12 protein-coding genes are annotated in these 14,201 nt (G+C 64.6%); 4 read left to right on the forward strand and 8 right to left on the reverse strand.

Annotation, left to right across the window (positions count from 1 at the left end):
- The 3 genes from JMJ55_RS28120 to JMJ55_RS28130 all read right to left on the reverse strand — a co-directional run.
- A partial coding sequence (locus JMJ55_RS28120; protein ID WP_202828927.1) for a PAS domain S-box protein occupies positions 1–947 on the reverse strand: 947 nt, incomplete at its 3' end.
- Between the two features lie 107 nt (positions 948–1,054).
- Positions 1,055–3,799, reverse strand: a complete 2,745-nt coding sequence (locus JMJ55_RS28125) for a hybrid sensor histidine kinase/response regulator (RefSeq protein WP_202828928.1) — start codon at positions 3,797–3,799, stop codon at positions 1,055–1,057.
- Positions 3,780–3,995: a type II toxin-antitoxin system ParD family antitoxin gene (locus JMJ55_RS28130; protein ID WP_202828929.1), complete on the reverse strand. Its 216-nt coding sequence runs from the start codon at positions 3,993–3,995 to the stop codon at positions 3,780–3,782. The genes JMJ55_RS28125 and JMJ55_RS28130 overlap by 20 nt, the downstream gene beginning before the upstream one ends.
- A 329-nt stretch (positions 3,996–4,324) precedes the next feature.
- On the opposite strand from JMJ55_RS28130, the gene JMJ55_RS28135 reads away from it, so the two are divergent.
- A complete protein-coding gene (locus tag JMJ55_RS28135; RefSeq protein WP_202828930.1) occupies positions 4,325–6,460 on the forward strand; it encodes a PAS domain S-box protein in 2,136 nt (711 codons plus the stop codon).
- 460 nt (positions 6,461–6,920) lie between these two features.
- Here JMJ55_RS28135 and JMJ55_RS28140 read toward each other — a convergent pair whose 3' ends face one another.
- From JMJ55_RS28140 to JMJ55_RS28155, 4 genes are read right to left on the reverse strand one after another with little or no spacing between them, the layout of a single operon-like run.
- A complete protein-coding gene (locus JMJ55_RS28140) occupies positions 6,921–7,721 on the reverse strand; it encodes a MetQ/NlpA family ABC transporter substrate-binding protein (protein ID WP_202828931.1) in 801 nt (266 codons plus the stop codon).
- Between the two features lie 11 nt (positions 7,722–7,732).
- Positions 7,733–8,551 (reverse strand): MetQ/NlpA family ABC transporter substrate-binding protein, encoded by an 819-nt coding sequence (locus JMJ55_RS28145; RefSeq protein WP_202828932.1) that lies wholly within the window; start codon positions 8,549–8,551, stop codon positions 7,733–7,735.
- Positions 8,552–8,562: 11 nt separating this feature from the next.
- The gene (locus tag JMJ55_RS28150; RefSeq protein ID WP_202828933.1) at positions 8,563–9,225 is read right to left on the reverse strand and encodes a methionine ABC transporter permease; all 663 of its coding nucleotides are present in this window, start codon (positions 9,223–9,225) and stop codon (positions 8,563–8,565) included.
- Between the two features lies 1 nt (position 9,226).
- Positions 9,227–10,282: a methionine ABC transporter ATP-binding protein gene (locus JMJ55_RS28155; RefSeq protein WP_202828934.1), complete on the reverse strand. Its 1,056-nt coding sequence runs from the start codon at positions 10,280–10,282 to the stop codon at positions 9,227–9,229.
- Positions 10,283–10,584: 302 nt separating this feature from the next.
- Here JMJ55_RS28155 and JMJ55_RS28160 point away from each other — a divergent pair, with 302 nt between their 5' ends.
- The 3 genes from JMJ55_RS28160 (at position 10,585) to JMJ55_RS28170 (ending at position 13,166) form a co-directional block, all read left to right on the forward strand.
- On the forward strand, positions 10,585–10,764 hold the full coding sequence (locus JMJ55_RS28160) for a hypothetical protein (protein WP_202828935.1): 180 nt from the start codon (positions 10,585–10,587) through the stop codon (positions 10,762–10,764).
- 293 nt (positions 10,765–11,057) lie between these two features.
- A protein-coding gene (locus JMJ55_RS28165; RefSeq protein WP_236034166.1) for an IS630 family transposase occupies positions 11,058–12,115 on the forward strand; the annotation gives its coding sequence in 2 pieces (ribosomal slippage) (positions 11,058–11,562 and positions 11,562–12,115; 1,059 coding nt in all).
- A gap of 217 nt (positions 12,116–12,332) precedes the next feature.
- Complete coding sequence (locus tag JMJ55_RS28170) at positions 12,333–13,166, forward strand: Bug family tripartite tricarboxylate transporter substrate binding protein (protein WP_202828937.1); 834 nt, start codon at positions 12,333–12,335, stop codon at positions 13,164–13,166.
- 263 nt (positions 13,167–13,429) lie between these two features.
- On the opposite strand, the gene JMJ55_RS28175 is transcribed toward JMJ55_RS28170, so the two are convergent.
- A complete protein-coding gene (locus JMJ55_RS28175; protein ID WP_202828938.1) occupies positions 13,430–13,840 on the reverse strand; it encodes a nuclear transport factor 2 family protein in 411 nt (136 codons plus the stop codon).
- Positions 13,841–14,201 lie beyond the last annotated feature (361 nt).

Below are 14,201 nucleotides of genomic sequence, written 5' to 3' on the forward strand. Positions count from 1 at the left end.
GCGCTGTCGGCCATGTGGCGGAACCGCGCCTCGCTCTCGCGTAGCGCTTCCTCGGTCCGGCGACGCTCGGTGACGTCTTGGCCAACCTTGAGGAAGCCGCGAACCGCGCCCCCGTCGCCGCGCAACGCCTTGACAGTGCCGTCGATGAACACCCGCGCCCCATCCTTGCGGAGGTGCCAGCGGCGGTTTGGGGCAGTGCCTTCGCGGCGCGCCGTCTCGACCTCATCCCGGTCCACGTGGTCCGCACGGTCCTCCGGAGTGAAGATCAAGCTGGCGGGCTGGCCAACGGCCTCCTCCGCGCTCCAGCCGAAGACGGCCTCGGCGCCAGGCAGCCAGTCGGTGATACGGTCTTCCGCGTCGGTGACAAAGATGGCGTAGTCGAGTGCGTTGTCGACGATGAGACGAAAGCGCTCCTCGGTCGCCTCAAGCTTGCGGACCTTGCGCAGGCGGTCGATGACGGGGCCAAGGATGGTAGCGTAGGTTCGCAGAAACTCCGTATCCTCCGCACCGAAGTCGCGTGGCTCGGTGGCATCGACCTGCAGCAATCCGTAGGTTCGTCCACCAGGCAGGAAGACCGGCACATTCGCCAGCGCGACCACTCCGGCCTCCTGTATGAAGAGGGGAAGCTCGAACCGATTCTCCTTGCGGATATCTTGGGTGATGACCGGCTTGCCGGCCAGAATTGCGAAGGTCTCGGAGGAATGCTCGCCCATAGGGAGGCGGAGCTTACCGACGATGTTAGGATTCCAGCCGACACCCGCCCGTACCAGGAGCGTCTGGCTGTTCCCATCAATTTCGAGGATCTTGGCGCGCCCGGTGTCGAGTGCTTCGGCCACCAAGCGGCAAGCCTCTGCCAGAACCTCGTCGAAGCTCTCGCTGCGCAGCGCGAGGTCGCCGAAATCGGCCAGCAGTCGCTGGCGCCTGACCATCTGCTCGATATCAGGCATGGCGTTCACGTTCCTCCGTTCCGCCGAACACCACCGGCATCCCCTGTATCAGACCCGGGTAGGTGGTGTAGCAGCGTCTCGCCGTTCGGCTAGGAGCCCATCGGCACCTACCCTAACCGGTGAAGTGCCTTTGACAGGTCCTCGGCTGAGTAGGGCTTGTGTAGCAGGGCGAAGCCCTTAGCACCGCCTTCTACCAGCACATGGCTGTAGCCGCTGGTCAGGATGATCCGCAGCTCCGGCCAGCGCTGCCGAATCTCCTTTGCAAGCTCCACCCCGTTCATGCCGGGCATGACCACATCGGAGAATACGACGTTGAAGCGGCTCGCATCCTCCTCCAGCAGTTCCAGCGCGGCCTTGGCGTTCGGTGCCCAGGTGGCGACATAGCCGAAGTCCTCAAGCATCTGCCGGGCGAAGTCACCGACCTGGTTGTTGTCCTCGACCAGGAGCACGTTCCGATACTTTACTTCAGGGGGCTCGGCCTCGGCCCCAAGATATGTCGGCTCAACCACGGGCTTGGCTTCGGCGCGAGGCAGATAGAGCGTAAACACCGAGCCCCGACCGATCTCGCTCTCGACATGGAGTTCGCCGCCCGACTGCTTGGCGAAGCCATAGACCTGCGACAGACCGAGCCCGGTGCCCTTGCCGACCTCCTTGGTGGTGAAGAAGGGCTCGAAGATCCGGCCGAGCATCTCCGGCGCCATGCCTGCCCCCGTATCGGAGACAGATACCGCGACGAAGGCGCCCGGTGTGCCCGCATGCCCGCGCGTCGGCGGCACCGCGGAGGCGAGCCAGGTCCGGATGGTCAGGCGTCCTTCGCCATCCATCGCATCGCGGGCATTGACTGCCAGGTTGACCAGCGCCGTCTCGAACTGATTGGCATCGGCTTCAACGGCGCAGCCCTGACATTCGAGGGCAACGTCAATCCTCACACGCCCTCCGACGAGGGGACGGATGAGCTCCGCGACGGCCTGGACCCGCTCGCCCAGGGCAAACACTTCCGGCTTGAGGGGCTGGCGCCGGGCGAAGGCCAGGAGCTGGCGCGTGAGCTTGGTCGCGCGCTCAGCGGTCTCGGCGATCGCCTCGACGTAGCGGCGTCGCCGTTCCTCCTGCAAGCCCGGACGACGTAACAGCTCCGCGGAGGAACGGATCACGGTCAGCAGGTTGTTGAAGTCATGCGCGACGCCGCCCGTGAGCTGGCCGACAGCCTCAAGCTTCTGGCTTTGCCGCAGTGCCTCCTCCCGTCGCCGGAGTTCAGTGGCGCGGCGCGCCACCTCGACCTCGAGCTCACCATTCAGGCGCCGCAATTCACGCTCCGCCTGCCGGCGCTCGGTGACGTCGAGGATGGCCCCGATCATGCGCAGGGGCTCGCCGTGGGGGCTGCGCACCATGAAGCCGCGGTTGAGCACATCGGCATAGCTGCCGTCAGCGCGCTGGAAGCGATACTCGTCCGCCCAGCGGCTCTCGGTGCTATCGATTACTGCGTGGACCGACCGGGAGACCCTCTCGCGGTCGTCGGGGTGAATGCGCTCCAGCCACCATCCGCTGGAAGGATCAACTTCCTCCAATCGATAACCATGTGCCTCGTGCAGCGCCTCATTCCATTCGATCCAGTCGCCCCGCAGGTCCCAATCCCAGACCGCGTCGTTGGTCGCCCGCACCGCGAGGTGGTAGCGCTCCTCAATGGCGCGCTGCGCCTCCTCGGCCTGCTTCCGGTCGGTGATGTCGAGCACGAACTCGACCACCTCCTCGCCAATCCGCCGCGCCGCGAACAGGCCCCACCAGCGCGAGCCGTCCTTGCGGTAGTACTGCTTCTCGTAGGGCGTGGTCTCGCCTTGTGTGGTGACCTCCTCGACGGCCTTGAGCGAAGGTGGGTAGAACTCCGGCGGGGTCAGCTCCTGCCAAGTTTTGCCGAGTGCTTCCTCTCGGCTGAAGCCAGTCATCCGCAGGAAGGCGTCGTTCACCTCCGTGAGGCCGAAGCCCTCGCCCCAGAACATCACGCCGACCGTACTGATACTAAGGGCGGCTCGAAGCCGTGCCTCGCTGAGGCGCAGGGCCTCGCGCGACTGCTCACGCTCGGTCACGTCGCGCGAGGAGGCGAGCAAGAGTTCAGGGCGCCCATCCGCACCCGGTACCGCGGTGACCTGGAGATCCCACCACCGGTCTATGCCCAGGGCGCCGGGTGCAAATCCGTGGAAGCGGCCCACGCCCCCGGCAGCCGCCTTGGCGATGGCCGCCCTGACCCCGGCCTGCTCCTTCTCCGGCCAGAGGGCAGCGTAATCCTTGCCCCTAATCTCCTCGAAGTCACCGACCCCCAGCATGGCCATGCCCGGGCCGTTCATGAAGGTCACTCGCCCATCGGGGGTGAGGAGCTTGAGACAGTCGGCGCTGCTCTCCAGCACGCTGCGCAGCACCGCCTCGCTGGCCCGAAGCTGCTCGCCGGCCAAGTGTTGGTCGGTGCGGTCGCGCACGATCTTCACATAGCCGATGTGCTCGCCCGTCTTGTCATCCTCAAGCCGGGTCATCGAGCCGGAGCCCCAGAAGCAGCTGCCGTCCTTGCGCAGGTGCCAGCGTTCGTCCACTGCCCGCCCGGTTTTCCGGGCCTGCGCCATCTCCATCGCGCAGACACCCATGGCCTGATCCTCGGGTGTGAAGATCGTTCTGGCATCCTGGCCGACGGCCTCGGTCTGCGCCCAGCCCATCACCCGCTCGGCGGCACTGTTCCAGCTGGTGATGGTGCCTTCCAGGCAGATCGTCAGGACGGCAAAATCGGCGGAGCTTTCGAGCACCAGCTCGGCAAGCCGTCCTGGGCTCGGCAGCTTATGGCGGGCGAGGTCAACCTTGCGGCTGTACATCGGACTGCCCTGAGGTTGCGATTGGAGGCTGGTAAACCGGCAGCTTGGGGGGCAGCGCCTCGGCGCGCTCGAGCAGGCGCAGGCCGGCGCGGACGACCTCGCTGGAGCTCTGGTAGTGGCCGGAGGCGACGAGGCGCTCGACGAACCGGCACAATTCGGCCGTCAGGGCGACGTGGAGGCTGTGATGGGCTGGCATGCCCGGCTTTTAACGACGGTGTGATCAGGGTGTCACCCCAAAAGAAGTTCATCCATGCAACCGTGGTGAATGCGCACCGAAATACCCTCGCCGCTCATCTCGTCAGTTTTCCATCGAGCCATGCCTGATGCCGGAATGAAGGTGCTGGACGCATTACCGAGCACCCCAGCACGCTGCGTAATTTAGTTCTGATTGTGCTATATTCGGCAACTTAATGTAGGGGCCGTATTTACCGGCCATATTTTCTAAATCTAGGGTAGCTTAGGAAGGCACAGTGTATAGCCGTTTTGGTGGGGCACTAGGCGTCCGACAGCGTTGAGGGCAACAGATTGCAAGGGCTTGACGAGATAGCGGTCAAACGACCTCGCCTGCGGACGCATATTATTGCGCTGGTCGCCTCCGCGCTCCTGCCAGCCTTCGCCGTCGGCGCAATCGCCGTCACCGCCGCGGTGGTTAGCCACCAGCGCACCTTTGAAGACAGGCTGCAAAATACCGCTGGGGCTCTGGCCAGTGCGATCGGCAGTGAGATCGAGATCTTCACCACCGCCCTGTCGACCCTGAGCAGCTCGACCAATCTCGACAGCGATACCCTTGACCTCGCCTTGTTCCACGACCGTGCCCGTTGGGTGGCCGCTACTCTCGGCAGCCGCATCTTTCTGATCCAGCCGGACGGCACGATGGCGCTGCACACGGACTTCCCCTTCGCCACCGACATGCAGGCAAGGCGACCGGTGCGGCAAACCTCTGATGTGGCTCGCCGGGTGTTCGAGACCCATCGCCTCGCCGTGGGCGATGCCGTCCTCGGCCAAATGACAGGACGCTTCCTGATCCCCGTCTACGTCCCCGTCATCCGCTCAGATAAAGTGGTCTTCGCGCTTGGTGTCGTTATCGAGTCAAATCGCCTGTCTCGCCTGCTGACCGCCCAGGAGTTCGATAACGGGATCTATGCAAGCCTCATCGATGGCCGTGGCGCCATCCTGGCCCGCTCTGTCGATCAGGAACGCTACGTTGGCCAGCAGGTCCGCACCTGGGTCGTGGATGGTCTTCATGACCACAAGGAAGGTGTGCTGGCTGGCGACAACCTGGCTGGCGCTCCCATCACCACCGCCTTCCACCGTGTCACCCAGTTCCCCGCCTGGACCGTCACGGTAGCCGCTCCGAACACCGCACTTTATGCCAGCCTGTGGACTCCGCTTGCTACCTTGGCGCTTGGTGGCCTCGGATCTCTGGTACTGGCTCTCATTGTTGCGGCACGTCTGGGGCACCGCGTGCTCGAGCCGGTGGACTGGCTGACGCGCAAGGCAGAGCGCGTCGCGTTCAGTGGAGGCCAGGTGGAGGTGGTGCCGCAGGGCCCCCCAGTTCGGGTCCAAGAGTTCGAGCGTCTGCGGGCTGCGGTCGTGCAAGCGCATCTCGCGCTGCAGGCACGCGCGGCGGCGGTAGCCGCAGGCGAAGCACGGCTGCGCGCGGTCGTGGAAACCGCGCTGGATGCCATCATCGTCACCGACGAGAAGGGAGTTATCCGGTCCGTCAACGCCGCGGCCGAAGCGATCTTCGGGTATGCTCAGCGCGAGGCGGTCGGTGAAACTATGTTGAAGCTGATAGGCGAGGTGAGCAGCACCAAGGCTGACGACCCCGCCGGCATTGTTCGCGGCCAAGCCCATGGCCAACGCGAGGCGGAAGGCCGCCGCGAGGATGGCTCGGTGGTGCCGGTCGAGCTTTCCGTGGCCGAGTGGCGTGACGAGGCTGGCGACCAGTTCTTCACCTGGATCATACGCGACATCTCCGCACGCAAGGCCGATGAGGAGCGCCGGGTGCTGCTCGCGCGTGAGGTGGATCACCGTGCCAAGAACGTGCTTGCCGTGGTGCAATCAGTGCTGCGCTTGAGCCCGCGCGATAATCCAAAGGCCTTTGTAGCGGCGGTTGAGGCACGCGTAAGCGCACTGGCACGGGTGCACTCGCTTCTTGCAGAGCGGGGTTGGGGTGGCGCCGACCTCCGTACTGTGATTGAGCGTGAACTGGCGCCCTACGTGCTGCGTTTCCCAGGAGCTGACGGCCAGCGCCAGACATCGGTTTCATTGCACGGACCTGCGGTTGCCCTGATGGCCGAGGCAGTCCAGCCTGTCGCCATGCTGCTGCATGAGTTGGCCACCAACGCAGCGAAGCACGGGGCGCTGTCTATGCCCCATGGGCGGATGGAGGTGCAGTGGCTCGTGGACACCGCACCGGCGAGCACGGGGACGCTGCGGCTCCGTTGGACCGAGACGGGCGGTCCAATAATCGAGGGCAGCCCGGTGCGCCGCGGCTTTGGCTCACGGGTGATTGACGCTACCGTCCGGGGCCAGCTTGGCGGCACAGTCGAGCGGCATTGGGGCCGAACCGGCCTCGTAGTCGAGGTAACCATCCCACTCGAGCGTGCCGTCGCGGGCATGAGCGGAAGGCGCGTTGTGCCTTCAAAGGCCGCCTGACAATGGGCATCGTCTGCGAGATTGTCGGTGTCCATATCGACGAAGATATCCGTCTCGAACGGACAGCTCTGGAACTACTTCAGCCAATCAGGTCAACCGGTCCCCTCGTGCCCGCCGGAGCTATTGGCCGAAGCGCTACTGGAGGTCGGCGATGCCGTCAGCCCGCTCGCGGAGTTCGAACGGGCGCTGAAAACGAACGCAATCGCTTCTGCGCGGTCGCCGGCGGTCGTGCCCCACAGCATGGTGTAGGGGCGGTGCTCCTCAGCGGGCTGTGCAGCCCGAGCATGAGGGGACGTCAGCGAGGTCACTGCAGCGGTCCGAACGCCAATCCAACATCGGCCATCGGTCAGCCTTGCACCACCAACTTAACGATGCCCCCCGATAATCACTGGCCCGGCGGCCCGTGCAGCAATGTCGGTTAGTTCACTCCGACATCCGACTGGCTATGTCCCGCAGAGAGTCAGGCGCCGGGAATGACGGCGCCTCCGAAGCTCTGCTCTATAAATGCCTTTACCTCGGAGTGGGCATAGCCGGTGGCCAAGCGCTTTGCCCAGGGCTGGTTTTCGTCTGCCCGACGGACCACGACCAGCACGGTGTAGACGCTCTCCGGCCCTTCGGCCGCCAATCCGTCGCGCAAGGGATTCAGTCCGGCTGGCACTGCGTAGTTGCCGGTAATCGCCGCGGCATCAACGTCTTCCAGGCTGCGAGCGATCTGCGCCGCCTCAAGCTCGACAATGCGAACCCGCTTGGAGTTCTCGGTGATGTCGGCCACCGTGGCTCGGTAGTCAGCACCTTGGCGCAAGCTGAACACACCTTTCTGCGCCAGCAGCAGCAAAGCCCGGCCGCCATTGGTGGGGTCATTCGGGATTGCGATACGAGCGCCGTTCGGCAGGTCGGCCAGGGATTTGTGCTTGCGGGAGAAGACCGCCATGAGCGTCAAAACCGTTCTGCCAACCGGGACAAAATCATAGCCGCGCTGCTGCTTCTGCGTCTCGAGGAAGGGCAGGTGTTGGTAGGTGTTGGCGTCCAGCTCCCCAGCAGCCAGGGCAACATTAGGCTGGATGAAATCGCCGAATTCGGTAATCCGGATCGCAAACCCCTCACGGGCCATCACGTCCCGAACCTTCTCGAGGACCTGAGCATGTACGCCCGTGGTGACGCCTACTCGGAGCGGGCGCTGAGTGCTGCCCAGCTCCTGAGCGTGAACACCGGTCGTGACCAGGGTGGCGCTGGTGGCAAGCAGGGAACGACGGAGGAGCATGGCATGTCTCCCTAAAAAGCCGGCGCCACGGCGCCCTGGAAGGTCCGCTCGACGAAGGCTTTCACTTCATTCGTCTGGTAAGCGGCCAGCAGGCGGCGCACCCAGGAAGCGCCCTGGTCGCTCCGACGCACAGCGATGATGTTCGCATAGGAGCTATCGGCATTCTCCCGTGCGATGGCATCGGTGACGGGGTTCAAGCCAGCGGGAATGGCATAGTTGGTGTTGATCGCCGCTGCGTCGACCTCCTCCAACGCCCTGGGCAGCTGCGCTGCCTCGAGTTCGACGACCCGAAGGCGGCGCGGGTTCTCAGTGATGTCGGCCACCGTGGCGCGGAAGTCGGCCGCTGGCTTCAGCTTGAAGGCGCCCGCCGAAGCCAAGAGCATTAATGCGCGGCCTCCATTGGTCGGATCGTTGGGGATAGCGATCCTAGCGCCTTGGGCGATGTCGTCGACCCGACGGTGACGTCGGGAGTAGACGCCCATCGGGAAGACCAGCGTCTTGCCGGCCGACACGAGATCCAGCCGACGATCCCTGACCTGCTGCTCGAGGAACGGCAGGTGCTGGTAGCTATTGGCGTCCAGATCCCCGCTCCCTAATGCCACATTGGGCTGAATGTAGTCGGTGAATTCCACAATATGCAGTACGAGGCCGGCGCCCGGGCCATCAAGTCGCGCAGCAATCTCTCGTACTTTTTCCATAACCTGAGCATGCGGTCCGGCTGTGACGCCGATGCGCAGCGGGCGGCTGGCAGAACCAATGTCCTGCGCCTGCGCGGCGAGCGGCGCCAGCAGGGCTGCTCCCAAGGTAGTGCGACGGCTTATCAGGGACATGGGGCTCCTCCTCAACGGCGTGACAAGCGGCGGACCAAACGGTCACCAAGTGACTGCAGCCCTTGAACGAAAAGGATCAGGATGGCGACTACAATCGCCATGACTTCGGGCATGAAACGCTGGTAGCCGAAGCGTATTCCGAGATCACCCAGCCCGCCCCCACCTATGGCCCCGGCCATTGCCGAGTAGCCCACCAGGCTGACCAGTGTCACAGTGACGGCGGCAACCAAGCCCGGCATGGCTTCGGGCACCAGCACCTTGGTCACGATCTGCAGGCGCGTCGCGCCCATGGCGCGTGCCGCCTCTATGACGCCCCGGTCCACCTCTCGAAGGGCATTCTCGAACAGCCGAACGATAAAAGCCGTAGCGGCGAGCGCCAGCGGGACGATCGCGGCATTAGTGCCGATGGAGGTGCCGGCAACCATCCGGGTAAAGGGTACTATAGCGACCATCAGGATGATGAAAGGCGTCGAGCGAACGGCATTCACCACTAGCCCGAGCGGCCGATGCACCAGAGCGTTCGCCGCCAAGCCACCTGGCATGGTCAGGAGCAGGAGCAGCGCCAGAGGCAAGCCAAGTACGACAGCGATGGCGGCCGAAGCACCGACCATCAGCAGTGTTTGCCAAGCCGCTTCGAGCAGAAGATCCTGCATAGTCGGGGAAAGCAAACCCATATCACGCCGTCTCCGCTGGAGGGTTGGCGCGGACCTCGGGTATGCCTTCGGTCACCTCCAGCCCTAGCCCACGCATCCAGGAGATCGCGGCGTCGATCCGCTGCGACTCGCCATAAACCGCTAGGGCCATGACGCCGAAGGGCACGCCGCCGATCTCGTCAATGCGGCCTGAGATGATATTCAGGTCGAGATCGAAGCGCCGGGTGGCCTCGCTGATCACCGACCGGGTGCTGCCTGGACCGGCAAAGAGAATCTGCAGAAGCCGCTGCTGCTCACCCGGATTTGGCGGCGGCAACCGGGCAAGAGTGCCCGATGGTACACCATGGCCAATCACCCCAGAGACGAAGCGGCGAGTAGTCTCGGCTTCTGGCCGTGTAAAGACCTGGAAGACCTGGCCCTGCTCGATGATGCGGCCTGCTTCCATGACGGCAACCCGATCACAGATGGCCTTCACGACAGACATCTCGTGGGTGATGAGGAGCACCGTCAGGTTCAGCCGCTCCCGCAAGTTGCGAATGAGTGTGAGGATTTCCGCAGTTGTCTCGGGATCCAGGGCCGATGTCGCCTCGTCGCAGAGCAGAATGCGCGGCGAGGACGCGAGGGCACGGGCGATACCGACCCGCTGCTTCTGACCACCTGAGAGTTGGGCAGGGTAGGCCTCGCGCTTTGTCTCCAGCCCAACCAGCGGCAGGAGCTCGCTGATGCGCGCTTCCCGCTCGGCCCGAGGCACCCCAGCTACCTCGAGCGGGAAGGCAATGTTGCCGGCTACGGTGCGAGAAGAGAGCAGGTTGAAATGCTGAAAAACCATGCCGATGCTCCGCCGTGCGGTGCGCAGCCCTGCTTCGTCGAGCGCCAGCAGGTCCTGTCCCAGTACTTCCACATGTCCCTCATCTGGGCGTTCCAGGAGGTTCACGCACCGGATGAGCGTTGACTTACCTGCCCCCGACCGACCGACGATGCCAAACACCTCTCCCTGCTCGACCGAGAGCGACACGCTGTCGAGCGCGAGGGGGCCGATAGTCCCGAAGCGTTTGGACAGACCGGCCAGCCGGATCATCGGGGCAGACCCATCCTGGCCAAGTGGCAAGCGAAACATAGATCAGGTTGACCCTCTGGAATGAACGCGCAGTAGTTGAGCGAACGGGATGACGTCGGGTGGCCGTTACAAGGGGGGTGCCCGCTTGGCAAGATTGACCTTCACTCTGAATGGGATCCGAGTGTGCTGAGAGAGTTCGCCTCCTTTGAGCGTGCCCCCGACCTTGGCCAGCCGGCGCGGGAAAATCCGACTTATTGGTCCGGTCCCAGAAGCGATCCGGCTGCAGGCAAAGATGCTCGCGCCGGCAGGACGGGAGATGAGTGATGACCGCAGACGAGGATGACAACACGCTCGTCGAGGTTGACGAGGACGACAGGACCTTCGTGTTCAAAGACGAGGAAACCGGCGAAGAGCATACGGCCTTTGTCCTGCGGAGGGGCGAGGTGGCAGCCATCCTTGGAGGTTCCGACGGGGAATTCACTGGGCAGTTGGTAACGGCATAGGCCACATCCGAGGATGAGGACGGCGTAGACGCTGACGCTTCTGACGATCTGGCGGTTCGGCTGGCCATGGCGTTCCTAGGCCGTCTGGTGGACGAGCCAGAGTTCGTGCGCGACATGCTCGACTGGTTCGAAATGCATCTCGCGGCCGACGCCGCGCCGAATGAGGGATAATGCCAGCCGCCCTATCGAACGGCTGTTCGGGCAGTTATACCAAGTCTCCGAGAGCATGACTCGCGGAGGATTCCCAGGCTGGCGGCGCTCTGATTCAACGTGGCGAACAGGGGAGCTTCGCCATGCCCATCCCACTCCGAGCGGACTTTGACGCGGCTGGGCTTCGTGCTGCGGCTCGCCGGACCAAGGATGCAGTCCAGGCCCGGCGCCTGTTGGCCTTGGCAGCCATTTACGATGGCGCGTCGCGTACAGAGGCCGCTCGGGTCGGCGGAGTGACGGTGCAGATCGTCCGGGACTGGGTGGTTCGGTTCAATGCCGAGGGCCCGGCTGGGCTGGTTGACCGCAAGGCGCCGGGCCAGGCGTCACGGCTGACCAGTACCCACCGTGCGGCCCTGGCGGCGGTGCTCGAGAGCGGTCCGATACCCGCGGTCCACGGCGTGGTGCGGTGGCGGTTGGTCGATCTCTGCCAATGGCTGTGGGAGGAGCACCGGGTCACGGCCGCCAAGCAGACGATGAGCCGCGAGGTGCGGGCCCTTGGCTACCGTAAGCTCTCGGCTCGCCCTCGCCATCATGCGCAAGCCGAAGGCGCGGCCGATCTTTTTAAAAGAGCTTCGCCAGCCGTCTGGACGAAGTCGCGCGTGAGAACGGCGTAGCAGCGCGCGACATCGAGATCTGGTTCGCCGATGAGGCCAGGATAGGCCAGAAGAACAAGATGACCCGGCGCTGGGCCCGGCGCGGCACCCGGCCCGTGGCGCTGAGCGACCAACGCACAGCCTCGACCTATATCTTCGGTGCCATCTGCCCCAAGGAGGGCAAGGCGGCAGGCCTTGTCCTGCCCCACTGCAACACTGCAGCCATGAGCCTGCACCTCGCCGAGGTCGCTGCCGCCGTGGCGCCTGGTGCCCATGCCGTGCTGCTGCTCGACCAAGCCGGATGGCACCTGTCAGACAGGCTTGAGGTACCGTCGAACATCACCCTCATCCCGTTGCCGCCCAAGTGCCCAGAATTGAACCCGGTCGAGAACACCTGGCAGTTCATGCGAGACAACTGGCTCTCGAACCGCGTCTTCCGGTGCTACGACGACATCGTCGACCACTGCTGCCGCGCCTGGAACAGGCTCGTCGAACAACCCTGGACAATCATGTCCATCGGACTGCGCGATTGGGCACATCGGTTCTGATCAACGGGATTTGGTATAAGGCCTATTCGAGCTTGAGCCAAGAAGGGAGCCCCTCCTACCGTGGTTTGCTGTTTGCGAAAGCGATCCTATGTTCGTCACCCGTCGAGCCACTCTCGCGCTGCTGGCTTTGCCTTCTGCGGCCTCTCGCGCGCAGGAACGCAGCTGGAATCCGACGGGACCGGTCCGGGTCGTTGTGCCCCAGCCCCCCGGCGCCTCGATGGACCTCGCCATCCGCCAGCTCGCCCAAGTTCTGCAGGCTGACCTCGGCCAGCCCGTAATCATTGAGAACCGCACCGGCGCCGGCACGCTGGTCGGCACCGAGGCCGTGGCCCGCGCCGCGCCAGACGGCCACACCGTGCTGATCGCGGCCAACAGCTTCGTCATCAACGCCGCCCTGCGGCCGAACCTTTCATACGACCCGCTGCGAGACTTCGTGCCGATCGCGCTGCTCACGGTGGTGCCGCACGTCCTGGTGGCGCACCCGAGCGTCGCGGCAGACTTCGCCGGCTTCCTGGAGGCGGCGCGGCGGCCGGGCAAGGGGCTCAGCTTCGGCTCCTACGGCGTCGGCACCTCCAACCACATCGGCGCCGAACAGCTCAAGCTGCTGGCCGGACTGAACGCCACTCACGTGCCCTACCGCGGCGCGCAGGCCGAGGTGGACCTCCTTGCCGGACGTATCGACTTCATGCTCGCCAACCTGCCCAACGTGCTACAGCCTGTCGCCGCGGGGCAGCTCAAGGCACTTACCGTCGCCGCACCGCAGCGGTCTCGGCACCTCCCAGAGGTGCCACCCCTAACCGATCTGGGCTTTCCCATCCTCTCCGACAGCTGGTTTGGCGTTGTAGCACCAGCTGGGCTGCGGCCTGAGGTCACCGACCGCCACAGCGCAGCGTGGTTGGCTGGGCTGGATCGCCCAGAGGTCCGCGCCGACTTCGAGCGGCGGGGCTTGGAGGTGTTGGGGATCGGTCCGGCCGAGTTCGCCGCCCGCCTGCGCCGCGACCTCGCCACCTACACTGAGGTGGTGAGGGCGGCGAACATCAAGCCGGAGTAGAGGGCACAGATCCGCCGGGCAGTCCTGTCAGGCGAAGCTGACCGCCTGAGCCGACCCTTTCACGGTCCGACTTGCCGCGGCAGACGCTTCGCGCGCCGAGGCCGCCCTAGCGGTGCGAGTGGTCGCCAGCCGGAGCGAGTGGCTGGTTTCCACTCGCGTCGCCTAATATTTCGGACCAGGCGAGGCCATTACCGTCTGCTCACCCGCATCCGTGCACCAATGCCACGTGAGCGGTAGGGAGAGGCTACAACTTGGCCCGCGCATCAGACCCAGCCGAGTTCCTTAAGAGCGTAGCCATCGTTCCAGACCTTCGTCATGTGCACGATCTTCCCGTCCTGGAACCGCATGACATAGACGTAGTCGGTGCGCGTTGTCCTGCCGGTCGGTGGGACCGGACCGCCCGCCTTGTGCGTGCCGACGAAGGTAGCGAACGCGCAGACCTGCTCGCGCTCACGGTCCTCTGCGAAGGCCTTCAGCTCGTAGGTAGCGTCGGTCAGGACTGTGAGGATGCCTTTCATCCACTCGGTGTATTGCTCCAGCGTTTTCACATCGACCAGCGCGCCCGCCTGTGCCGCGAAGGTTGCATTCGGTGCGCAGTGGCCGCGACATGTCTCCCAACCCTCACCAGCCTCGCAGGCTTCGAAGAACGCTTTCGCGGTCTCCATGGCCGACATGACACCCTCCCTGGTATGCGCACCGTTGCCTCGGTGCTTCACAAGAGCCTAGGCGCTCGTGACTGCGAACTTCAGGCGTCGTGTCCGGCGCCACTCCGCGCTCGGCTTCACAAGCCCAACGCAGTTCGAGAAGATGGCCGCCACTTCCACATGTGAGCCGCCGCCGCTTTCAACCGAGGGCGGCATCGGGTATTCGTGGACGCGAGCCGGTCAAGGTCTGCACTGCGCACGCCTGCGCTGTGTTTTAGCCGCTGGAGCGGGAGTGGTCTGGCACCTGCACCCGCAGTCACGGCGCCACGACATTCGCGGTGTAAAATTCTGCGCCAATGTCTCGACGTCGCGACCTTGAGCGGCCGGCTTA

This window comes from Belnapia mucosa, assembly GCF_016775475.1.
Classification (GTDB): Bacteria; Pseudomonadota; Alphaproteobacteria; order Acetobacterales; family Acetobacteraceae; genus Belnapia; species Belnapia mucosa.

Bases quoted from the DNA above. Each gene is read 5' to 3' on its own strand.
- JMJ55_RS28140 (WP_202828931.1), bottom strand. From the start codon at position 7,721: ATGCTCCTCCGTCGTTCCCTGCTTGCCACCAGCGCCACCCTGGTCACG.
- JMJ55_RS28170 (WP_202828937.1), top strand. From the start codon at position 12,333: ATGGACCTCGCCATCCGCCAGCTCGCCCAAGTTCTGCAGGCTGACCTC.
- JMJ55_RS28145 (WP_202828932.1), bottom strand. From the start codon at position 8,551: ATGTCCCTGATAAGCCGTCGCACTACCTTGGGAGCAGCCCTGCTGGCG.
- JMJ55_RS28130 (WP_202828929.1), bottom strand. From the start codon at position 3,995: ATGCCAGCCCATCACAGCCTCCACGTCGCCCTGACGGCCGAATTGTGC.
- JMJ55_RS28150 (WP_202828933.1), bottom strand. From the start codon at position 9,225: ATGGGTTTGCTTTCCCCGACTATGCAGGATCTTCTGCTCGAAGCGGCT.
- JMJ55_RS28175 (WP_202828938.1), bottom strand. From the start codon at position 13,840: ATGTCGGCCATGGAGACCGCGAAAGCGTTCTTCGAAGCCTGCGAGGCT.
- JMJ55_RS28160 (WP_202828935.1), top strand. From the start codon at position 10,585: ATGACCGCAGACGAGGATGACAACACGCTCGTCGAGGTTGACGAGGAC.
- JMJ55_RS28155 (WP_202828934.1), bottom strand. From the start codon at position 10,282: ATGATCCGGCTGGCCGGTCTGTCCAAACGCTTCGGGACTATCGGCCCC.
- JMJ55_RS28125 (WP_202828928.1), bottom strand. From the start codon at position 3,799: ATGTACAGCCGCAAGGTTGACCTCGCCCGCCATAAGCTGCCGAGCCCA.